This window comes from Paraburkholderia lebeckiae (genome assembly GCF_050436325.1).
GTDB lineage: Bacteria > Pseudomonadota > Gammaproteobacteria > Burkholderiales > Burkholderiaceae > Paraburkholderia > Paraburkholderia tuberum.
In genome coordinates, this window is sequence record NZ_JBNDLZ010000003.1 from 3070792 (window position 1) to 3092386 (window position 21595).

Genomic DNA, 21595 nt, shown 5'->3' on the forward strand with positions numbered 1-21595 from the left:
TGTGCCGGTGGCGGGTTTTTTTTGCCCGTTGTCCCGAAAAGAAAAAACACGCATGGACCCGTGAGGACCCATGCGTGTGAAGTCGTCGTCGCGGCGCTGAACTACGCGCCGCCGCGCGGGAGGTGCGCTTAGTGTGTGATGCGCGTCACGCCGCCGCTCGACAGCAGCCTCACGCGATCGCCCGCGCGGAAGATTTCGCCGGTAGCAGTTTGGGTGACGGCGCGTATGTCGCCGTTGTCGAGGCGCACGGTGATTTCGATACCGTCGCGCATGGCGACGCGGTTTTCGATTGCATTGCCGGCGACCGCACCGCCGATGCCGCCGACGATACCCGTCGCGACCGAGCCACGTCCGCCGCCGATCGTGCTGCCGGCGAGCGCGCCGAGCGCCGCGCCACCGAGTGCGCCGATGCCGATCGGCTGACCGTCGTTCGTGCTGATCCGCACCGCGCGCACGCTCTCCACCGTGGCCATGCGAACCGTCTGTTCACGCTGCGCCTGCGAGGCGGTGAAAACGTCGGGAGAGCTGCTGTTGACCGCACACCCCGACATGGACAGCGAACCGGCGATCAAGGTGACGACGATCAGGCGACTCGATGTTCTCATTCCCAAACTCCCATAGCACGCGATATCAGTGCAGGTCGTATCCGAAGGCCTGCTTGAACCGCTCGTTGATTTCCGCCCGGCTGGGCGCGTAGTTTTGCGGGCCTTGATGCTCGATCTTCAGTGCGCCCATCAGGCTGGCGAGACGGCCGGTCTTGGCCCAGCCGAGACCCTTCTCGATACCGTAGAGCAAGCCGCCGCGAAACGCGTCGCCGCAGCCGGTGGGATCGAGCACCTGCCTGGCCGTGACCGCCGGAATCTCTTCGATACCGCCGCCGTGATGGATCTGCGCACCCTTCTCGCCGAGCGTGATGATCAGCGCGTCGACCTTGCCGGCGATCTGTTCGATCGACCAGCCGGTCTTGTTGCTCACCAGCGCGGCTTCGTAGTCGTTGACCGCTACATAGGTAGCAAGTTCAATGATGCGCCGCAGCGTCTCGCCGTCGAACAGCGGCAAGCCCTGGCCCGGATCGAAGATGAACGGCACGCCTGCGGCGGCAAGCTGTTCGGAGTGCTGGACCATGCCGTCATAGCCGTCCGGCGCGACGATGCCGAGCGTCAGGCCCTCCACTTCGTCGGCGCGGTTCTGATGCGACTGCATCATCGCGCCCGGATGGAAAGCGGTGATCTGGTTGTTCTCGAGGTCGGTCGTGATCATCGCCTGAGCCGAGTAGGTGTCGGGCACGACGAGCACGTTTTCCGTCGACAGGCCGAGCTGCGCGAGCCGGTCCAGATAGAGCTGCGCGTCGACGGCGCCGATCGCGCCCATGATGCGCGCGTCGCCGCCGAGCAGATTCAGCGCATAGGCGATGTTGCCCGCGCAGCCGCCGAACTCGCGACGCATGGTCGGCACGAGAAAGCTTATGTTCAGGATGTGGACCTGCTCCGGCAGGATGTGCTCCCGAAAGCGGCCTTCGAAGGTCATGATGTTGTCGTACGCGAGCGAGCCGCAGATGAGCGTAGCCAAGGCGAGCGTTCCTGTATGAAAGCGTTGGGAAGAGACGCGCCGCGCCGACGGCGCAGCGCGAGGCGCGGCGCCGTCGTTCGCGCGCGAGAGGGCTTACTTCAGCGCGGCGAGCGCTGCGTCGTAGTTGGGCTCGTTCTTGATCTCGCCGACCAGCTCGGCGTGCACGACCTTGTCGTTTTCGTCGAGCACGACGACCGCGCGCGCGGTCAGGCCTGCCAGCGGACCGCTCGTCACGTCGACGCCGTACGCTTGCGCGAACTCATGGCCGCGGAACGTCGACGCGGTCACCACGTTCTCGATGCCCTCGGTCGTGCAGAAGCGCGACGCCGCGAACGGCAGGTCGCCCGACACGACGATGACGGCCGTGTTGCTGAGCTTCGCGGCGGCTTCGTTGAACTTGCGCGTCGACGTCGCGCAAGTCGGCGTGTCGAGACTCGGGACGATGTTGAGCACCTTGCGCTTGCCGGCGAAGTCGGCGAGCGTCAGCGGCTTCAGGTCTCGGCCGATCAGCGAGAATGCGGCGGCCTGCTGGCCGACCGACGGGAACGTGCCGCTTACTTCGATCGGGTTGCCACCCAGCGTGACTTGACTCATGTGTTGTGCTCCGAAAAGGGCGTCAGTGATGACAATGATGCGCCCGCTCGGGAGCGGGCGCGCGAGGGTGCGTTACGGATAAAAAATCTGTACGCGGAAATTGGAGGCGATCGCGGTGCCGGTGTCGAGGTGCACGATCATCGTCTGCGTCGCGTGCGCGGGCAGGCCGGACGCGATCACGGTGCCGGGCGGCACGTAATCCTGCGGCCACAGCACGCGCCGCACGGCGACGTTGTTCTGATCGTCGAGCAGCGTGAGTTCGATCGCGGGGTAGGCGAGCGCGATGTTCAGGCGGTTGTGCAGCGGCATCTTAAGCTCGAGCTTGTGCGGGCCGTCGATCTGCCGCAGATCGGAGGGCTCGACCAGCAGGCCTTCGAGGTCGTGCGGCGGCGTCAGCTGACAGCCGAGATGCGCGCAGGCCTGCGCGTACAGGATCTGCGAGCGCGGCAGGTTGACCATCACGGTCTCGCGTTGCCACCACGCGAGTTGCGCGAGCAGCGCAATGACGAGCAGCGCGGCAAGCACCACACCGGCGACGATCCAGCCGACGCGTCCGGCGTCCACTGGGCGGGTTTCGCGCACGACCGGGAACGGATCGTCGCCATCGCCGACGGGAGGATTGACCGAGAACGGCTCGCCGTTCGATGGGGCGGCCGACGGACCGCCCGGCGGGCGCGGGCCGCCGGGACCGCCGGCGCCCGAGGCACCTGCGGCACCCATGCCTGCGGCGGCGCCGAAGCCGGCCACGCCCCCACCGACCGGGCCGAAGCGCGGCTCGTTGTCGGGCATGCCATGCAGACTTGCAGGTTCGCGCAGCGCCGGTTCATCGAGCGTGGACGGCTCGGGGCGTTCGATCTTGTGCCAGACGCGCGGCGCTTCGTCTTCGACTCGCGGCGGTGGAGCAGGCGCGGTGCGCGGCACGACAGGCGGTTCATCGACCGCGTTGTCGGCAGGATAGGCGAAGGGTTCGAGCGGCGCGTCGGCCAGCGTCGGCTCATCGTCCGCGGGTAGCGGTGCCGTGAAAGCGCCGGCGCGCAATTCCGGTTCGGTCGCCTGGCGAGGAGTGCCCGATGTGACGGGTGCGTGCTCGTTGCCGCCAGGCGGCAGCGGCGCGAGCGGCACGCTGCTTGCGCGGTCGCGCAAACGGCTATCGAGCGTGCTGCGGGAAACGCTGGTGGAGTCTTGTTCCGAAGCCGGCGCCCATGGGTCCCACGCGTCGCCGCTGAAGTCCGGGTTGGGTTGCCGCACACCCGACAGCGCTTCGATTGCCGCCGCGGCGGCAACCGGTTTGGCCGTGGAAAAATCGCCGCCTTCGGAGACGTCGAACAGACTGCTCGACGCGTCGAAGACTTCCTGGCAATGCCCGCACCGCACGAGGCCGCGGCGCTGCGCAAGCTGCGCCGGTTGCAGACGGAAGACAGTTTCGCAGAAGGGGCAGCGCGTCGCCAGGTGCATATCGAGCCGTTGAGCCTAAGGCCGTTAGGTTGACAATACGCCTTATTCTAATGGCTTTCGCGGCGCGTTCCGGCGAGGCACACCCAACCTTCATATTCGCGCCACACGCTGATATCGATCCAGCGCGCGTAGACCTGCGCGACCTCCTCGGCCTGGCGGGCGAGAATGCCCGACAGCGCGATGTGGCCACCCGGCTTCACCTTCGACGACAGCATCGACGCCATCAGCTTGAGCGGATTGGAGAGGATGTTCGCGACCACGACGTCGAATTCGCCGGCCGGACAGGCGTCGGGCAGGCCATAGGTGACTTCGGCGTGATTGCGTTCGCTATTGTGATGCGCCGATTCGACCGCCTGCGGATCGATATCGATGCCGATCACCGGATCGGCGCCGCACTTCTTCGCGAGAATCGCGAGGATGCCCGAGCCGCAGCCGTAGTCGAGCACGGACTGGCCGGGCTTGATCGACTGCTCGATCCACTCCATGCACAGACGCGTGGTGGGGTGGCTGCCGGTGCCGAAGGCGAGGCCCGGATCGAGTTCGAGCACGAGCGCGTCGGGGTCCGGCGCATCGTGCCACGACGGCACGACCCAGATGCGCTCGCCGATCTGGATCGGATCGAACTGCGACTGCGTGAGCCGCACCCAGTCCTGCTCCTCGACCTCGTGCACGGTATATGCCGGCGCGGCATCGAGTCCGATCTCGTTGGCCGCGGCGGTTAGCAGCACGGCCGGATCGTGTTCCGGCGCGAGCAGCGCGATCACACGCGAATGCTGCCATGCCGTGCGATCCGGCGTGAGACCGGGCTCGCCGAACAGCGGCTGCTCGTCGGGCGTGTCGGCGTCGGCGTCTTCGACCGACACCGACAGCGCGCCCAGCTCGAGCAGCGCGTCGGACAACTCCTCCGCGTGCTCGCGCGCCAGTTCGGCAACCAGTTCCCGATAGCTCATGACTTACGCTTCTTCCGCGACCTGCTGACGCGCGGCCAGCCGGTTTTCGAGGTAGTGGATGCTGGTGCCGCCTTCGACGAACTTCGCATCGAGCATCAGCTCACGGTGCAGCGGGATGTTGGTCTGAATACCTTCGACCACCATTTCCGACAGCGCGATGCGCATCCGCATGATCGCCTGTTCGCGCGTGGCGCCGTAAGCGATCAGCTTGCCGATCATCGAATCGTAGTTCGGCGGCACGAAATAACCATTGTAGGCGTGCGAATCGACGCGGATGCCGGGACCGCCCGGCATATGCCACGAGGTCAGGCGTCCCGGTGACGGCGTGAACTTGAACGGATCTTCGGCGTTGATCCGGCATTCGATCGCATGGCCGCGGAACTGGATGTCGCGCTGACGGAACGTGAGCTTCTCGCCGGCCGCGATGCGGATCTGTTCCTGCACGATGTCGACACCGGTGATCAGTTCGGTCACCGGATGCTCGACCTGCACGCGCGTGTTCATCTCGATGAAGTAGAACTCGCCGTTTTCATACAGGAACTCGAAGGTGCCCGCGCCGAGATAGCCCATCTTCTTGCACGCGTCCGCGCAACGATCGCCGATGCGGTCGATCAGACGACGCGCGATGCCCGGCGCCGGCGCTTCCTCGATCACCTTCTGGTGACGGCGCTGCATCGAGCAGTCCCGCTCGCCGAGCCACACGGCGTTCTTGAACGAGTCGGCCAGCACCTGGATTTCGATGTGCCGCGGGTTCTCGAGGAATTTCTCCATGTAGACCTGCGGGTTGCCGAACGCGCGGCCGGCTTCCTCGCGGGTCATGTTGACCGCGTTCACGAGCGCCGCTTCCGTGTGGACTACGCGCATGCCACGGCCACCGCCGCCGCCCGCCGCCTTGATGATGACCGGATAGCCGACCTGGCGGGCGATCTTCACGATTTCTTTCGGATCGTCCGGCAACGCGCCTTCCGAACCCGGCACGCAAGGCACGCCGGCCTTGATCATGGTCTGCTTGGCCGTGACCTTGTCACCCATCATGCGGATCGTTTCCGGACGCGGGCCGATGAAGGTAAAGCCGGACTGCTCGACGCGCTCGGCGAAGTCGGCGTTCTCCGACAGGAAGCCGTAGCCGGGGTGGATCGCTTCGGCGTCGGTGACTTCGGCCGCGCTGATCAGCGCGGGCATGTTCAGATAGCTCAGATTCGACGGTGCCGGGCCGATGCAGACCGCCTCGTCGGCGAGCTTCACGTACTTGGCTTCCTTGTCGGCTTCCGAATAGACGACGACCGTCTTGACGCCGAGCTCGCGGCAGGCGCGCTGGATTCGAAGCGCGATCTCGCCACGATTGGCAATGAGGATTTTTTCAAACATAGCGGGTTTTCGACTCATCAATGGGCGCCGGGTCGGTCACGACGCCGGCTGCCGCAGAGGATCGGTCGCGCGCCTGGGGATGAGCGGCGCGCGGGCGGCGGATAGCGCGTGCCGCGTTAGCCGACCACGAAAAGCGGTTGGCCGTACTCGACCGCCTGGCCGTTTTCGACGAGGATTTCCTTGACCACGCCGGACTTGTCCGACTCGATCTCGTTGAGCAGCTTCATCGCTTCGATGATGCAGATGGTCTGGCCTTCCTTGACTGTGTCGCCGACCTGCACGAACGGATCGGCGCCCGGCGACGGCGCGCGGTAGAACGTGCCAACCATTGGCGAGGTGACAACGTGACCCTGCGGTGCTGCGGCGGCCGGCGTGGCCGGAGCGCCCGCGGGGGCTGCCGGTGCTTCGACAGCGCCGAACGGTGCCGGCTGTGCGAATTGCGGCGCGGCGTATGAGGCGGACGGCTGGACGTAAACAGGCGGCGCATTCTTGACGATGCGGACCTTGCCTTCGCCCTCGGTCACTTCGAGTTCGGAAATACCGGACTCCGAGACGAGGTCGATCAGAGTTTTGAGTTTACGTAGATCCATCAGGTTGCCCCTTTCAATGCGTAGTGTGCCGGCGTGTGCAAAGTCGCAGTAGCCGGCTCAAATTGGACGTGTTTGGATTCAGCCGCGCGACGACCCGGCCGCGAGCCGGTCGAGCGCGAATTCGAGCGCGTACAGATAGCCCTTCCAGCCGAGGCCGCAGATGACGCCCTCAGCCTGGTCGGAGAAATACGAGTGATGCCGGAACGGTTCGCGGCGATGCACGTTCGACAGATGAATCTCGACGAACGGGATGCCGACCCCCGCCAGTGCGTCGCGAATGGCCACGCTCGTGTGCGTGTACGCGGCGGGATTGATCAGGATGAAATCGGTGTTCTCGGTGCGGGCGGCCTGAATGCGGTCGACCAGCGCGCCTTCGTGATTGCTCTGGAATGACGCGAGCTCGACGCCTGTGTCGGCTGCGCGGTCCGCGAGCGCCTGATCGATCTGCGGCAGGGTCACGCGACCGTAGACCTCGGGTTCCCGGGTGCCGAGAAGATTGAGGTTGGGCCCGTGCAGTACCAGCAGTCGCGTCATGGTCGCTTCTTTTTCCGTGGAATTGCGCGCACTTTAGCGCTGATTAGAGAAACTTGTCTAGTTTCGCGCGCGTACGCGGCGACGGCCGGCGCGGGCCGCGGCGCAGCGTTGGGTCCAACTTCACTCAAATTCGGGGATTATCCGCGCATTTTTGCTCGTTCTGCACGGAATCGCATGCCAAAAAGCGCAGCGTGGGAAATGGGAGATTTACAGCGCGTCGAGCGTCTGGCGCAGCGCTGTCGGGTCGATCTGGCCCAATTTTGTCGAGCGGATGTTGCCTTTTGCGTCGATCACGACGGTAAACGGCAAACCGCCCGCATTGTTGCCGAACGCGCGCGCGAGGTCGGCGCCGCCGAAGCCGGTCACGTAGATGGGGTACGCGACCTTGACCTTCTGCAGGAAGGACTGGATGTTCTTTTCCGAGTCGACGCCGAGGCCGACGAACTGGATGCCTTTCTTCGCGTACTCGCGCTGGATCTGCGACAGCGCCGGCATTTCCTCGACGCACGGAGCGCACCACGACGCCCAGAAGTTAACGACGATCGGGTGGCCCCTGAGCAGGCTCAGCGACTGCGGCTTGCCGTCGACGTTCGTGACCGGCGCGGTCCACAGTTGCTGCACGGGACTCGCATGGGCGTCGGGCTGTGAGCCGGCCTGCGCCGCGTACGTGACGTCGGTATCGCGATTGAGCCAGTGATTGGCCACCACGCCGCCGCCCGCGGCAATCAGCGCGACGACCGCGCCCGCCAGCATACGTCTCGTGTTCATCGTGCTCCGGTCTGTCTGATCAATTGGTGAAGGACGGCACTTCGTCGCCGTCGAGCAGCGCCTGCACCGCCGGCAAATTGGCCCGCGCCGTGCGGCCGCGCGCGTCGGCGCGTACCGCGCCACGCAGGTCGTCGGTTTCGTACAGCGCGACGTGGATGCCGACCGGCTCGGCGTTGCGCTCGTTGGCGGGGCGCCACAGAAAGCTCAGCGTTTCAACGTAGCCACGGCCCGCGAAATGGCGCGTTTCCGACACGTCGTACTGGATGTTCGCATTGAGCATGTAGATCGCGACTTCCTTCGGGTTGTCGCAAAACACTTGCAGATGCACATCCGAATGCTCTCCGGCCGTGCCGCCAAGCACCGCGCCCGTTAGATACGGATTGAACGGCGCGAGCCGCGCCATCCAGTCGACCGCGATCACACGCAGCCGCCGCAGCAGCGCCGGCTGGCTGTCGCCCTGGAACAGCGACTGATATTCGCGGATTTCTTCTTCGATCTGATCGTTATCCGGCAGCCATTCGCCTGCAACACGGGTTTCGCCGACGACCTGCCGGGCCGCCTTGCGCTTCGCGCTGGCGTAGTCCAGACCGTCTTCGGCAATCAGGCGTGCAGCCGCGATCGCGATTTCCTCGCGCACGCGCTGCGGATCGAAATGTGATTTGCGGACCATGCTTGCATGATACTCGATCGGGCCTGGCGACGCGGTTCGGCGGCCCGCACGAGGCGGCGCCGGGCGTGGCTGGCAGGGGGCAGCGCGCGTCGCGTCGGTTACAATAGGCGTCCTTTACAGACGGTCGTTCCGACCGTCCTGTGGCTCTCTCATCCCTCGCAAGAAACGCCCCCGCGGCACGACAGGCTTATGCACATCCACATCCTCGGCATCTGCGGCACCTTCATGGGCGGACTCGCGGTGCTCGCGCGCAATGCGGGCCACACGGTGACCGGCTGCGACGCCGGCGTCTATCCGCCGATGAGCTCGCAGCTCGAGGCGCAAGGCATCGGTCTGATCGAGGGTTATGACGCGGACCAACTGAACGGCCTGAACGCGGATCTATTCGTGATCGGCAACGTGGTCACGCGCGGCAACCCGCTGATGGAAGCGATTCTGGACCGCGGCCTGCCATACGTGTCCGGTCCGCAGTGGCTCGGCGAGCACGTGCTGAACGGCAAATGGGTGCTGGCCGTGGCCGGCACGCACGGCAAGACCACCACGAGCTCGATGCTGACCTGGCTGCTCGAAGACGCGGGCCTGAACCCCGGCTTCCTGATCGGCGGTGTGCCGCTGAATTTCGGCGTGTCGGCGCGGCTCACCGATTCGAGCTTCTTCGTGATCGAAGCCGACGAATACGACACCGCATTCTTCGACAAACGCTCGAAGTTCGTCCATTACCGCCCGAAAACGGCGGTGCTAAACAATCTCGAATTCGATCACGCCGACATCTTCCCTGATCTTGCCGCGATCGAAACGCAGTTCCATCATCTGATCCGCACGGTGCCGCGCTTGGGCCGCGTCGTCACGAACGGTCGCGAGGACGCGCTCGAGCGCGTGCTGACGCGCGGCTGCTGGAGCGAGGTCGAGCGCTTCGGCGTCCAGGGCGGCTGGGAGATCCAGGCGGCGGAGCAGGGCGTGCCCGTCGACGAACGCTTCGCCGTCTATCACAACGGCGAGCGCGTCGGCGTGGTCGACTGGCACGTGCAGGGCGAGCATAACCGCATGAACGCGCTCGCCGCGATCGCCGCCGCGCGCCATGTCGGCGTGCCGCCCGCGCAGGCCGCGAAGTCGCTGTCCGGCTTTCGCAACGTGAAGCGCCGCATGGAAGTGCGTGGCAGCGTCGACGGTGTGACCGTGTACGACGACTTCGCGCATCACCCCACCGCGATCGAGACGACGGTGGCCGGCCTGCGCGCGCGGGTCGGCCGCGACAACACGCGAATCCTTGCGGTGCTGGAACCGCGCTCGAACACGATGAAGCTCGGCGTGATGAAGGCGCAACTGCCGGCGAGCCTCGCCGACGCCGACCTCGTGTTCGGCTACGGCGCGCCGAGCGGGCGCGACGCGCTCGGCTGGAACCTCGGCGAAGCGCTCGCGCCGCTCGACGGCAAGGCGCAGGCGTTCGACAACCTCGAGGCGCTCGTGAAAGCGGTGGTCCACGCGGCGCGCCCCGGCGACCAGATTCTGGTGATGAGCAACGGCGGCTTCGGCGGCGTGCATCAGAAGCTGCTCGACGGTCTTTCGACGCGAGGCGCGTCGTGATTCTGTATCTGCACGGTTTCCGTTCGTCGCCGAATTCGTTCAAGGCGCGCCTGCTCGCGGCGCGTCTCGCCGAGCTGGGCCGCGCCGACGAGTGGTGCTGCCCGATGCTGCCGGTTTCGCCGTTCGAAACCGTGGCGCTCGCCGAATCGCTGGTCGCCGACGCATGCGCGAAGGGCGATGCGCGGCAGGTGACCGTGATCGGCAGTTCACTCGGCGGCTACTTCGCTACCCATCTGGCCGAGAAGCACGGCTGGCCGGCCGTGCTGCTGAACCCGGCGGTCGTGCCGCAGCGCGACCTGAGCGCGTATCTCGGCGAGCAGCCGTTGTGGCACGGTGGCGGCAGCATCGTCGTCGAGCGGCATCATCTGGATGAGTTGCGCGCGCTCGGCGTGGCGTCGATCACGCGGCCCGAACGCTATTATTTGATGGCAGCCACCGGCGACGAAGTGCTCGACTACCGCGAAATGCTCGCGCACTATCCGGGCACGCGCACCACGCTGATCGAGGGCAGCGACCATGCGATCAGCGAGTTCGCGCAGTATCTCGACGACGTGCTGGCCTTTTGTGACGCCGAACATGTCGAGCCGCCGGCGCCGCGCGCGGCGGCCTGACGGCACGCAAGGGCGGCGGCACTGAACCTTGCCAGGACGTCAATTCGAAAGACACACCGACCGCCACCGCTGGTCGCAAGATTCAACCCGCTGGCACGCGCAGTGCGCGCCGCGGATTCACTATCACGAACAGGTTGCCGTGCCGCGCATGCAGTGATCGATCGCCACAGGGCGTCGGGCGCGACGGCAGACGCAAGTCAGAACGAGAGTATTGAGTGAACGTTTTCTTCGAGGAATCGGGCAGTTTCAAGGCCGGCAGCGTGCTGTCGCGCCAGGGCGACGCGTTTCAGGTCGAGTTGCCGGGCGGACGGCGCGCGAAGGTGCGCGCGAAGGATGTGCTGATCGAGTTCGAGAAGCCCACCGCGGCCGAACTGATGCAGCAGGCCGACGCGTTGGCGCAAGAGATCGATCTGGACTTCCTGTGGGAATGCGCGCCGGACGATGAATTCCCGTTCGCGACGCTGGGCGCCGAGTACTTCGGCGCGAGCTTTGGCGCAATCGAGCGCGCGGCGCTGGTGCTGCGCATGCACGGCTCGCCGGTGTACTTCCGCCGCAAGGGCCGCGGCATGTACCAGCGCGCGCCGCAGGAGCAACTGAAGATGGCGCTCGCGGGCCTCGAGCGCAAGCGTCAGCAGGCGCTCGTGCAGGCGCAGTACGAGGAAGAGCTGAAGGCAGGCCGTCTGCCGGAAGCGTTCGCGGGCGGCAAGGGGCTCGCGCTCTTGACGAAGCCCGACAAGAACACGATCGAGTACAAGGCGCTCGAAGGCGCCGCGGCCGCGCGCGGCATCTCGCAGGCGCGGCTGATGCTCGAATGCGGCGCGATCGCATCGCCTCGCGCGCTGCACGAAGCGAAGTTCCTGTCCGAATTCTTCCCGCACGGCACCGGCTTCCCGTCCGTCGCGGCCGCGAACGTGCCCGACGATCTGCCGCAGGCGGACATCGAAGCGTTCTCGATCGACGACATCACCACGACCGAAATCGACGACGCGTTCTCGGTCGAGCATCTGGCCGACGGCCGTGTGCGCATCGGCGTGCACATCGCCGCGCCGGCGCTCGGCATTCAGCGTGGCGACGACGTCGATGCGATTGCGCGCGCGCGTTTGTCGACGGTCTACATGCCCGGCGACAAGATCACGATGCTGCCCGACAGCGTCGTCGACACCTTCACGCTTGCCGAGGGTGGGTATCGGCCGGCGCTGTCGCTGTACGTGATCGTCAATCGCGAGACGCAGGAGATCGTCGCGAGCGAAACGCGAGCCGAGCGCGTGTTCGTGAAGAACAATCTGCGCCACAACACGCTCGACGAAATCGTCACCGAGGAGGCGCTCGCCGAGGGCACCGGCGAGTATCCGCACAAGGACGATATCGCCGTGCTGTGGCCGTTCGCGCAAGCGCTGTTCGAAAAGCGCCAGGCCGCGCGCGCCGGCTACGGCCTGCGCCGCGAAGTGCAGCGCAATACCGACTTCAATTTCTACGTCGACGGCGAGCACATCACGATTACGCCGCGCCGGCGCGGCTCGCCGCTCGACACGATCGTCGCCGAGCTGGCGATTCTCGCGAACTCGTCGTGGGGCGGGTTCCTGCACGATCACGGCGTGCCGGGCATCTATCGCACGCAGCGCGCGTTCGGCGCGCCGAGCGGCCCGAAGCGCACGCGCATGCAGACCAACGCCGCGCCGCACGAAGGTCTCGGCGTCACGCAGTACGCGTGGAGCACGTCGCCGCTGCGCCGCTACGTCGACCTCGTGAACCAGTGGCAGCTGATCGCGTGCGTGCAGCATGGCGTGACCGCCAAGCTCGCCGCGCCGTTCAAGCCGAAGGACGCCGATCTGTTCGCAGTCGTGCAAGGCTTCGACGACACCTACACCGCGTACGCCGACTATCAGCGCCGCATGGAGTACTTCTGGTGTCTGCGCTGGCTCACCCAGGAAAACCGCAAGCAGGTGGTCGCATCGGTCGTGAAGGGCGATCTCGTGCGTCTCGAGGAAATTCCGTTGCTGCTACACGTGCCGGGCCTCGGCGTGCATGCGCGCGGCACGCGTTTGCAGATGGAAGTCATGTCGATCGATGAACTGACGATCGAAGCGTCGGTGCGTCTGTTGCACGTGCTCGATGCGCCGACCGTGACGAGCGGCGCCGAAGCCGAAGAAGGCGAGGACGAGGGCGACGAAGAGCTGCTCGACGCATCGGACGACAGCGCCGCAAGCGAAGCGGAGGCCGAAGCCGAAGCCGAAGCCGACGGCGGCAATCCCAACGACAACCCCAGCGCCGACGAATCCGCGGCGACCGGCGACCGCAGCGATGCCCCGAACACTACCGACAAGGACCAGCACATCACGGAGCCGGGACGATGAGCGGCAACCCGACGCGCGACCGCTACGCGGTCATCGGCAACCCGGTCGGGCATAGCAAGTCGCCGTTCATCCACGGCCGCTTCGCCGCGCAAACCGGCGAGCCGGTCGAGTACGGTCATCTACTCGCGCCGGTCGATGCGTTCGTGGCGCACGTGCGCGCGTTCATCGAAGCGGGCGGACGCGGCCTGAACGTGACGGTGCCGTTCAAGCTCGACGCGCATGCAATCGCGAACACGCTGTCGCCGCGCGCGGCGGCAGCCGGCGCGGTGAACACGCTGCGGGTCGACGCCGACGGCATCTACGGCGACAACACTGATGGCGTCGGGCTCGTGCGCGACATCGAGGTGAATCTCGGCGTGTCGCTGAAGGGCGCGCGCATCCTGCTGCTCGGCGCGGGCGGGGCCGCGCGCGGTGTCGTGCTGCCGATGCTCGAGCGCGCACCGCATACGCTGACGATCGTCAATCGCACGGCGCAGAAGGCCGAAGCGCTGGTCAATCAGTTCGCGCAGGCTGCCAGCGACGCGCACTGCCGTCTGACCGGCGGCAGCGCCCGCGCAATCGAAGCGGGCCAGTACGACGTGATCGTCAACGCGACTGCGGGCAGCCTCGATGCATCGCTGCCCGAGTGCGACGATCGCGCATTCGGCAACGGCGCGCTCGCCTACGACATGATGTACGGCGCGCATCCGACCATCTTCATGCAGCACGCGGCGAAGCTCGGCGCGCGCGGCGCCGACGGACTCGGCATGCTGGTCGAGCAGGCAGCCGAATCGTTCTATGTGTGGCGCGGCGTGCGTCCGGACAGTGCGCCGGTGCTCGCCGAATTGCGCGCGCTGCTGACGGCGCCGTCGCCCGCGTAATGTCGGCGCGCGGATAGCACGCACCATGACAGCGACGCGGCGCGCCAGCGGTTCGCGCGGTCAGCCCGGCCCGCTGCGCTGGCTCGCCTGGTTGACCGCGGTCGTGGCCATCGCCTGGCTCGCGACGCAGGCGTACTACTTCGCGCAGATCGCAATCTGGAACGTCGTCAATCCGCGCTCGACCGCGTTCATGCGCTCGGATGCATGGCGTCTGTCGCAGGACCGGCCGGATCTGTCGGTGCAGCGAACATGGGTGCCGTACGATCAGATTTCGCGCAACCTGAAGCGCGCGATCATCGCGTCCGAAGACGCGAACTTCGTCAACAACAAAGGCTACGAAACCGACGCGATCCTGCAGGCGTGGGAGCGCAACAAGGCGCAAGGCCGGATCGTGCGCGGCGGCTCGACGATCTCGCAGCAGCTTGCGCGCAACCTGTTTCTGTCGCGCGAGAAAAGCTATATCCGCAAGGGCCAGGAGCTGATCATCACGTGGATGCTCGAAACGCTGATGGACAAGCAGCGCATCTTCGAGATCTATCTGAACTCGGTCGAATGGGGCAACGGCGTGTACGGCGCCGAGGCGGCCGCGCAATACTACTTCAAGACCTCGGCGAGCAAGCTCACGGCCGCGCAGTCCGCGCGGCTCGCGGTGATGCTGCCGCGCCCCAGGTATTTCGATGAACACAGGAATTCGGCGTATCTCACGCAACGCGCGCGCGTGATTGCGCGGCGGATGGGCGCGGCTGAATTGCCGGATTGAAAGAGCCCTCGATCCCGTTGTCCTGCTTCGAAGCCCGCCTCGCGCGGGCTTTTTTGCGTCAACAGACCGCGACCGCGACAGTTCGCTAAACACTCGATCGTCCACTAAAATCTCACTATATGGACTCAACATTCACATATTGGTGATTCTCAAAAGTCGCCCTACAATCCAAGCCAACATGCATCGCGAGTCGGCGCCCCAGCGCGCCAAAACAGCGAACAGCGACAGAAAAAAACCGGAGACGAGACCGACCATGTCTGGCAGCCAACCACAGCAGCCGCGCGAGCGCGGCGCCGCACGCATTCCCGCCCTGTTCTCCGGCCCCGCGCGCTAAGCGCAGAAACCATCCGAAAGCGAATCGCCATGAACAAAGCGATGCCCACTCACGCCGCGAGCGCCGCCGAGGCCGCGCAGGGGTCGAACGGCGGGCCGAACAGCGCGTCGAATCCCGCGCCCAATTCCGCGCCGCGCGAGGCTTCAGCCGTCACCGCCAATGTCGCCGCCAGTGCGTCCGCTACCGCGAGGGCGTCGCGCCCCGTGGCGCGCGCGGCGACCGTCGACGGACTCGGGCTGCCGGTCACGCTGCTGGAAATCACGCCGCAGCAGGCCGGCACGCAGACACTGTTGCGCGGCCTGGCGATTCTCGAAGCGGCCGCGGCCGGCGTGCGCGACCTGCGCAGCTTCGGCGCCGCACTCGGCACGACCCGCAGCACCACGCACCGGCTCGTCAGCAGCCTCGTGCAGGCGCGCTATCTGCGCCAGGTGCAGGGTGGCTATCTGCTCGGGCCGAAGCTGATCGAGCTCGGCACGATCGCGCTCGAACAGATGCCGCTGACGGCCGTCGCGCGTCCGCACCTCGAGTCGCTGGCCGAGCAGACGCTCGACACGATCCATCTCGGCGTGCGCGACGGCGACGACGTGCTGTACATCGACAAGATCCCCGGCACGCGCGGCCTCGAAATGCGCTCGCGCGTCGGTCATCGGATGCCACTCGCGTCGACCGGCATCGGCAAGGCGATGATGCTCGACCTCGCGCCGGACGCATGGCAGTCGCTGTTCGACGCGTCGCGCCGCGCGCTCGCGGGCGTCAGCTTCAAGCCCGACAACCGCCCCGACGCGCCGACCTTCCTGCAGCGCATGACGAACTACGCGGCCGGCGGCTACACGTTCGATCTCGAAGAGAACGAAGCGGCGATCCGTTGCGTCGCGGCGCCGGTGCGCGATGCGTCGGGCGCGATCGTCGCGGCGTTGTCGGTGGCGAGCACGATTCCCTATATGTCGCTCGAACGGATGGACGAGCTGATTCCGGTCGTGCAGCGCGAGGCGCGCGCGATATCGGAAGAACTCGGTTGGCGCGCACCGCAACCCGCCACGCGCAGGATCAAGCGATGAAACAAGCGGGCACTGCCACGCTGGCGAACCACCGGGCGGCGGCCGCGCCCGACACGGGCGAGAAGCCGGACGCGACCGCCGCCGCCGATACCGCCGCCGTCGATTTCACGCGCGCCGCGTTGATCGCGCTCGACTGGGGCACGACGTCGCTACGCGCCTATCTGTTCGACGCGCACGGTCGCGTGCTGGCGACGCGCGCATCGACGGCCGGCATCATGAATCTGCCGCGTAGCGCGGCCGAGGGCGGTTTCGACGCCGCGTTCGACGACGCCTGCGGCGCATGGCTCGACCATGCGCGCGACGTGCCGGTGATCGCGGCGGGGATGGTCGGCAGCGCGCAGGGCTGGCTCGAAGCGCCGTACGTCGAGACACCCGCGAACGCCGATGCGCTGGTGGCCGGTATCGTCCGCGTGCAGACCGCGCGCGGCGCGACGCTGCATATCGTGCCGGGCGTGCTGCAACGCGGCGAGCTGCCGAACGTGATGCGCGGCGAGGAGACGCAGATTTTCGGCGCGCTCAGCGCAGACGCGGACGGCGCGCACGACGCGAACCCGGTCGACAGCAACGCCCGCTCGTTGATCGGTCTGCCCGGCACGCACGCGAAATGGGCGGTCGTGCAGGCGGAGCGCATCGAGCGTTTTCATACGTTCATGACCGGCGAGGTGTTCGCCGCGCTGCGCGAGCACACGATTCTCGGCCGCACGATGATCACGCCCGATCGCCCGGATACCGAAGCATTTCTGCGCGGCGTGAACATCGCGCGCGAGAAGGGCCAGGCAGGCGTGCTCGCGACCGTTTTCAGCACGCGCACGCTCGGCTTGACCGGCGCGCTGTCGAGCGAGGCACAGCCCGACTATCTGTCGGGTCTGCTGATCGGGCACGAACTCGCCGGCCTCGAAGCGGTACTCGCGCAGCAAGGCAGCTCGCTCGCGCAGCAGAGTCTGCGGCTGATCGGTAACGACGCGCTGTGCGAGCGCTACCGCCTCGCGCTCGCGCAATTCGGCTGTCTGCGCGCGGAGCCGGTCAGGCATGCAACCGAACGCGGCCTGTGGCGCGTCGCCGTCGAAGCGGGGCTCGTCCGGCCGTCCGCCCAGGCGGTGCGCGCAGGCTGACCGGCCGCAGAGCCCTTTACGACGCTCACGAAACAAGGAACCGACATGCAACCACACCTCAACCTGCCCGCACCGTACATGCCGCACGCGGGTCTGATCGCCGCGTTCGAAGCCTGTCCGCTGATCGCGATCCTGCGCGGCGTCACGCCCGCCGACGCGGCCGATCACGGTCAGGCCCTGTACGAAGCCGGTTTTCGCATCGTCGAAGTACCGCTCAATTCGCCGCAGCCGTTCGACAGCATCTCGGCGATCCGCAAGGTGCTGCCGGCCGACGCGATCGTCGGCGCGGGCACGGTGCTGCATCCGCTGTTCGTGGACGACGTGAAGGCCGCTGGCGGCGAACTCATCGTGATGCCGCACAGCGATCCGGAAGTCGTGATCGCCGCGAAGGCGCGGGGCCTCGCCTGCGCGCCCGGCGTCGCGACGCCGACCGAGGCATTCATCGCGCTGAAGAACGGCGCGGACGTGCTGAAGATGTTCCCCGCCGAGCAGCTCGGCTGCCAGGTCGTCAAGGCATGGCGCGCGGTGATCGCGGCGCAGGTGCCGCTCGTGCCGGTCGGCGGCGTCACGCCGGACAACATGGGGCCGTTCCTGAGCGCCGGCGCGAACGGTTTCGGCCTCGGCTCGGCGCTGTACAAGCCGGGCCAGAGCGCGGCGGTGACCGCGTCGCATGCGAAGGCGTTCATCAACGGTCTGCGGATCGCCCGCGCGGGCGTGAAGAAATGAACCGGCTCGCCGGCAAAGCCGCTCTCGTGACCGGCGCTGGGCGTGGCATCGGCGCGGCGATCGCGCTGGCGTTCGCGCGCGAGGGCGCGGCGGTCGTGCTGGCGGAACTCGACCTCGACCTGGCGCAGCGTACGGCCGCGCAGATCGAGGCAGACGTTGGCGCCGGCGCGCGCGTGCTCGCGGTGCAGACCGACGTGACGCAACCCGCGTCGGTGCAGCACGCGGTCAGCGAAGGCGAACGCGCGTTCGGCGCGCTCGACATCCTCGTCAACAACGCGGGCATCAACGTGTTCTGCGATCCGCTGACGATGACCGACGCCGACTGGCGGCGCTGCTTCGCAGTCGATCTCGACGGCGTGTGGAACGGCTGTCGCGCGGTGCTGCCGGGCATGGTCGAGCGTGGCGCGGGCAGCATCGTGAACATTGCGTCGACGCACGCGTTCAAGATCATCCCGGGCTGCTTTCCGTACCCGGTCGCGAAGCACGGCGTGATTGGCCTGACGCGCGCGCTCGGCATCGAGTACGCGCCGCGCAACGTGCGCGTGAACGCGATCGCGCCGGGCTACATCGAGACGCAGCTGACGCACGACTGGTGGAACGAGCAGTCCGATCCGGCCGCCGCGAAGCAGGCGACACTCGATCTGCAGCCGATGAAGCGCATCGGCCGCCCGGAGGAGGTGGCGATGACCGCGGTGTTCCTCGCGTCGGACGAGGCGCCGTTCATCAACGCGAGCTGCATTACCGTCGATGGCGGACGCTCGGCGCTGTATCACGACTGAATTCGCATCGCGAAGAGATGCACAGAACACCGGACGACGCGCTGGCCGCGTGTGTCAGACCGGTACAAGAAGACGCGGCCAATTACCTTCTCGTTATCAATTAGTCAGGAGACACGCATTATGAAACGCAGAATTTTCCTCACGCTGGCAGCGGCGGCGGCGGGTGTGCTCTTCAACGCACCGGTCGTACAGGCCGCTGATTCGGTCAAGATCGGCTTCCTCGTGAAGCAGCCGGAAGAACCGTGGTTCCAGGACGAATGGAAGTTCGCCGAGATGGCCGCCAAGCAGAAGGGCTTCACGCTCGTGAAGATCGGCGCGCCGTCGGGCGAGAAGGTGATGAGCGCGATCGATAACCTCGCCGCGCAGAAGGCACAGGGCTTCGTGATCTGCACACCCGACGTCAAGCTTGGGCCGGGCATCGTTGCCAAGGCGAAGGCCGACGGCCTGAAGATGATGACGGTCGACGACCGCCTCGTCGACGGCGGCGGGCAAGCCGATCGAAGCGGTGCCGCACATGGGCATCTCGGCGTATAACATCGGCAAGCAGGTCGGCGACGGTATCGCGGCTGAAATCAAGAAACGCGGCTGGGACATGAAGGACGTCGGCGCGATCGACGTGACCTACGAGCAGTTGCCGACCGCGCATGACCGCACCACGGGCGCCACCGACGCGCTGGTCGCAGCGGGCTTCCCGAAAGCGAACATCGTCACCGCGCCGCAGGCGAAGACCGACACGGAAAACGCGTTCAACGCCGCCAACATCGCGCTGACGAAGAACCCGCAGTTCAAGCACTGGGTCGCTTACGCGCTGAACGACGAAGGCGTGCTCGGCGCGGTGCGCGCGGCGGAAGGCCGCGGCTTCAAGGCCGACAACATGATCGGCATCGGCATCGGCGGTTCGGAGTCCGCGATGAACGAGTTCAAGAAGCCGCAGCCGACGGGCTTCTTCGGCACCGTGATCATCAGCCCGAAGCGCCACGGCGAGGAAACCTCGGAACTGATGTACACGTGGATCACGCAGGGCAAGGAACCGCCTCTGCTGACGCTGACGACCGGCATGCTGGCGACGCGCGACAACGTCGGCGAAGTGCGCGAGAAGATGGGCCTCGCGTCGAAGTAGTCGCAAGACTTGCGGTGGTATGAAGTACACCGCCGGCGCGTCGCTTTCCCTGCCTGGCGCAGGAGACGGCGCGCCGGCGGCGAGAGAAGATCTGCGGTAGACAGACGGATCGCGCGCGATACGCGTACGGTCAACATGAAGCAGCAATATCTTGCATGGGACCGGAGTAAGCGCTAAAGCGCTAACTCCGGTCGACAAGGAGGCGAAGTGTCAGCGACGCTACGTTTTGACAATATCGGCAAGGTTTTTCCAGGCGTGCGTGCGCTCGACGGCGTGTCCTTCGACGTCAACGTCGGCCAGGTGCACGGCCTGATGGGCGAAAACGGCGCGGGAAAATCGACGCTGCTGAAAATTCTCGGCGGCGAGTATCAGCCCGATTCGGGCCGCATGATGATCGACGGCAACGAGGTGCGCTTTCCGAGCGCGGCCGCGTCGATCGGTGCCGGCATCGCGGTGATTCACCAGGAACTGCAGTACGTGCCCGACCTCACGGTCGCGGAAAATCTGCTGCTCGGCCAGCTGCCCAATGCGCTCGGCTGGGTCAACAAGCGCGAGGCGAAGCGCTTCGTGCGCGAACGGCTCGAAGCGATGGGCGTCGCGCTCGATCCGAACGCGAAGCTGCGCAAGCTGTCGATCGCGCAGCGGCAGATGGTCGAAATCTGCAAGGCGCTGATGCGCAACGCGCGCGTGATCGCGCTCGACGAGCCGACCAGCTCGCTGTCGCACCGCGAGACCGAGGTGCTGTTCAAGCTGGTCCGCGATCTGCGCGCCGACAACCGCGCGATGATCTACATCTCGCATCGGATGGACGAGATCTACGAGCTGTGCGACGCGTGCACGATCTTCCGCGACGGCCGCAAGGTCGCGTCGCATCCCACGCTAGAAGGCGTGTCGCGCGACACGATCGTCAGCGAGATGGTCGGGCGCGAAATTTCGGACATCTATAGCTATTCGGCGCGGCCGCTCGGCGAAGTGCGTTTCGCGGCGAAGGCGATCGAAGGTCATCCGCTCGCGCAGCCGGCGAGCTTCGAGGTGCGGCGCGGCGAGATCGTCGGCTTCTTCGGACTCGTCGGCGCGGGCCGCAGCGAGCTGATGCATCTGGTGTATGGCGCCGAGCATCGCAAGGGCGGCGAACTCGTGCTCGACGGCAAGCCGATCAAGGTGCGCAGCGCGGGCGAGGCCATTAAACACGGCATCGTGCTGTGCCCCGAGGATCGCAAGGAAGAGGGCATCGTCGCGATGGCGAGTGTCGCGGAGAACATCAACATCAGCTGCCGCCGTCACTATTTGCGCGCGGGCGTGTTTCTCGATCGCAAGAAGGAGGCGCAGACGGCGGACCGTTTCATCAAGCTGCTGAAGATCAAGACGCCGCATCGGCGGCAGAAGATCCGCTTCCTGTCGGGCGGCAATCAGCAGAAGGCGATTCTGTCGCGCTGGCTCGCCGAGCCCGATCTGAAAGTCGTGATTCTCGACGAACCGACTCGCGGCATCGACGTCGGCGCGAAGCACGAGATCTACAACGTCATCTATCAGCTCGCGGAGCGCGGCTGCGCGATCGTGATGATTTCGTCGGAATTGCCCGAAGTGCTCGGCGTTTCCGACCGGATTGTCGTGATGCGCCAGGGCCGCATTTCCGGCGAGCTGGCGCGCAAGGACGCGACCGAGCAGTCGGTGTTGAGCCTCGCGCTGCCGCAAAGCTCGACCGCGCTGCCTGAAAACGCGAACGCCAACGCCGCCAACCAGAGCGCGTCGCGCGCGGCCTGAACCTTATCCGGACGCGAGTCCGCAACCCGTGGGGA

Annotated in this window: 20 protein-coding genes and 1 pseudogene; 11 read left to right on the forward strand and 10 right to left on the reverse strand. The window is 66.4% G+C overall.

Going from position 1 to position 21595, the window contains the following annotated elements; genetic code table 11:
• Positions 1 to 128: 128 nt before the first annotated feature.
• The 10 genes from OKW44_RS32135 to OKW44_RS32180 form a co-directional block, all read right to left on the reverse strand.
• Positions 129 to 605 carry an outer membrane lipoprotein gene (locus OKW44_RS32135; RefSeq protein WP_018421852.1) on the reverse strand — a complete coding sequence of 159 codons (477 nt, stop codon included), beginning with the start codon at positions 603 to 605 and terminating at the stop codon, positions 129 to 131.
• A gap of 25 nt (positions 606 to 630) precedes the next feature.
• Positions 631 to 1569, reverse strand: coding sequence for a carbohydrate kinase family protein (locus OKW44_RS32140; RefSeq protein ID WP_018421851.1), 939 nt, complete (start codon positions 1567 to 1569; stop codon positions 631 to 633).
• Between the two features lie 93 nt (positions 1570 to 1662).
• Positions 1663 to 2163, reverse strand: a complete 501-nt coding sequence (gene tpx, locus OKW44_RS32145; RefSeq protein ID WP_018421850.1) for a thiol peroxidase — start codon at positions 2161 to 2163, stop codon at positions 1663 to 1665.
• Positions 2164 to 2235: 72 nt separating this feature from the next.
• On the reverse strand, positions 2236 to 3618 hold the full coding sequence (locus tag OKW44_RS32150; protein WP_018421849.1) for a zinc-ribbon and DUF3426 domain-containing protein: 1383 nt from the start codon (positions 3616 to 3618) through the stop codon (positions 2236 to 2238).
• Between the two features lie 47 nt (positions 3619 to 3665).
• Positions 3666 to 4568: a 50S ribosomal protein L11 methyltransferase gene (gene prmA, locus OKW44_RS32155; RefSeq protein WP_018421848.1), complete on the reverse strand. Its 903-nt coding sequence runs from the start codon at positions 4566 to 4568 to the stop codon at positions 3666 to 3668.
• 3 nt (positions 4569 to 4571) lie between these two features.
• Complete coding sequence (gene accC, locus OKW44_RS32160) at positions 4572 to 5936, reverse strand: acetyl-CoA carboxylase biotin carboxylase subunit (protein WP_018421847.1); 1365 nt, start codon at positions 5934 to 5936, stop codon at positions 4572 to 4574.
• A 116-nt stretch (positions 5937 to 6052) separates the two neighbouring features.
• Complete coding sequence (gene accB / locus OKW44_RS32165; protein WP_018421846.1) at positions 6053 to 6526, reverse strand: acetyl-CoA carboxylase biotin carboxyl carrier protein; 474 nt, start codon at positions 6524 to 6526, stop codon at positions 6053 to 6055.
• A 78-nt stretch (positions 6527 to 6604) separates the two neighbouring features.
• Entirely contained in the window at positions 6605 to 7060 is a 456-nt protein-coding gene (gene aroQ / locus OKW44_RS32170; protein ID WP_018421845.1) for a type II 3-dehydroquinate dehydratase, read from the reverse strand.
• 207 nt (positions 7061 to 7267) lie between these two features.
• On the reverse strand, positions 7268 to 7828 hold the full coding sequence (locus OKW44_RS32175) for a TlpA family protein disulfide reductase (RefSeq protein ID WP_026226043.1): 561 nt from the start codon (positions 7826 to 7828) through the stop codon (positions 7268 to 7270).
• A gap of 19 nt (positions 7829 to 7847) precedes the next feature.
• Complete coding sequence (locus tag OKW44_RS32180; protein ID WP_018421843.1) at positions 7848 to 8498, reverse strand: hypothetical protein; 651 nt, start codon at positions 8496 to 8498, stop codon at positions 7848 to 7850.
• Positions 8499 to 8687: 189 nt separating this feature from the next.
• Between OKW44_RS32180 and mpl the strand changes: the two genes are divergently transcribed.
• From mpl to araG, 11 genes and pseudogenes are all read left to right on the forward strand, one after another.
• Entirely contained in the window at positions 8688 to 10082 is a 1395-nt protein-coding gene (gene mpl / locus OKW44_RS32185; RefSeq protein ID WP_018421842.1) for a UDP-N-acetylmuramate:L-alanyl-gamma-D-glutamyl-meso-diaminopimelate ligase, read from the forward strand.
• The gene (locus OKW44_RS32190) at positions 10079 to 10693 is read left to right on the forward strand and encodes a YqiA/YcfP family alpha/beta fold hydrolase (RefSeq protein ID WP_018421841.1); all 615 of its coding nucleotides are present in this window, start codon (positions 10079 to 10081) and stop codon (positions 10691 to 10693) included. Before mpl ends, OKW44_RS32190 begins: the two co-directional genes overlap by 4 nt.
• A 215-nt stretch (positions 10694 to 10908) precedes the next feature.
• On the forward strand, positions 10909 to 13047 hold the full coding sequence (locus OKW44_RS32195) for a ribonuclease catalytic domain-containing protein (protein ID WP_018421840.1): 2139 nt from the start codon (positions 10909 to 10911) through the stop codon (positions 13045 to 13047).
• The gene (gene aroE / locus OKW44_RS32200; protein WP_018421839.1) at positions 13044 to 13907 is read left to right on the forward strand and encodes a shikimate dehydrogenase; all 864 of its coding nucleotides are present in this window, start codon (positions 13044 to 13046) and stop codon (positions 13905 to 13907) included. The genes OKW44_RS32195 and aroE overlap by 4 nt, the downstream gene beginning before the upstream one ends.
• Before the next feature lie 25 nt (positions 13908 to 13932).
• A complete protein-coding gene (gene mtgA, locus OKW44_RS32205) occupies positions 13933 to 14667 on the forward strand; it encodes a monofunctional biosynthetic peptidoglycan transglycosylase (RefSeq protein WP_018421838.1) in 735 nt (244 codons plus the stop codon).
• 363 nt (positions 14668 to 15030) lie between these two features.
• Positions 15031 to 16059 carry an IclR family transcriptional regulator gene (locus tag OKW44_RS32210; RefSeq protein WP_018421837.1) on the forward strand — a complete coding sequence of 343 codons (1029 nt, stop codon included), beginning with the start codon at positions 15031 to 15033 and terminating at the stop codon, positions 16057 to 16059.
• Positions 16056 to 17171 carry a 2-dehydro-3-deoxygalactonokinase gene (locus tag OKW44_RS32215; protein ID WP_018421836.1) on the forward strand — a complete coding sequence of 372 codons (1116 nt, stop codon included), beginning with the start codon at positions 16056 to 16058 and terminating at the stop codon, positions 17169 to 17171. Before OKW44_RS32210 ends, OKW44_RS32215 begins: the two co-directional genes overlap by 4 nt.
• 45 nt (positions 17172 to 17216) lie before the next feature.
• A complete protein-coding gene (locus tag OKW44_RS32220) occupies positions 17217 to 17897 on the forward strand; it encodes a 2-dehydro-3-deoxy-6-phosphogalactonate aldolase (RefSeq protein ID WP_018421835.1) in 681 nt (226 codons plus the stop codon).
• Positions 17894 to 18676, forward strand: coding sequence for an SDR family oxidoreductase (locus OKW44_RS32225; RefSeq protein WP_018421834.1), 783 nt, complete (start codon positions 17894 to 17896; stop codon positions 18674 to 18676). The genes OKW44_RS32220 and OKW44_RS32225 overlap by 4 nt, the downstream gene beginning before the upstream one ends.
• A 120-nt stretch (positions 18677 to 18796) precedes the next feature.
• Positions 18797 to 19796: pseudogene (locus OKW44_RS32230) on the forward strand (arabinose ABC transporter substrate-binding protein).
• A gap of 207 nt (positions 19797 to 20003) precedes the next feature.
• The gene (gene araG, locus OKW44_RS32235; protein ID WP_018421832.1) at positions 20004 to 21560 is read left to right on the forward strand and encodes an L-arabinose ABC transporter ATP-binding protein AraG; all 1557 of its coding nucleotides are present in this window, start codon (positions 20004 to 20006) and stop codon (positions 21558 to 21560) included.
• Positions 21561 to 21595 lie beyond the last annotated feature (35 nt).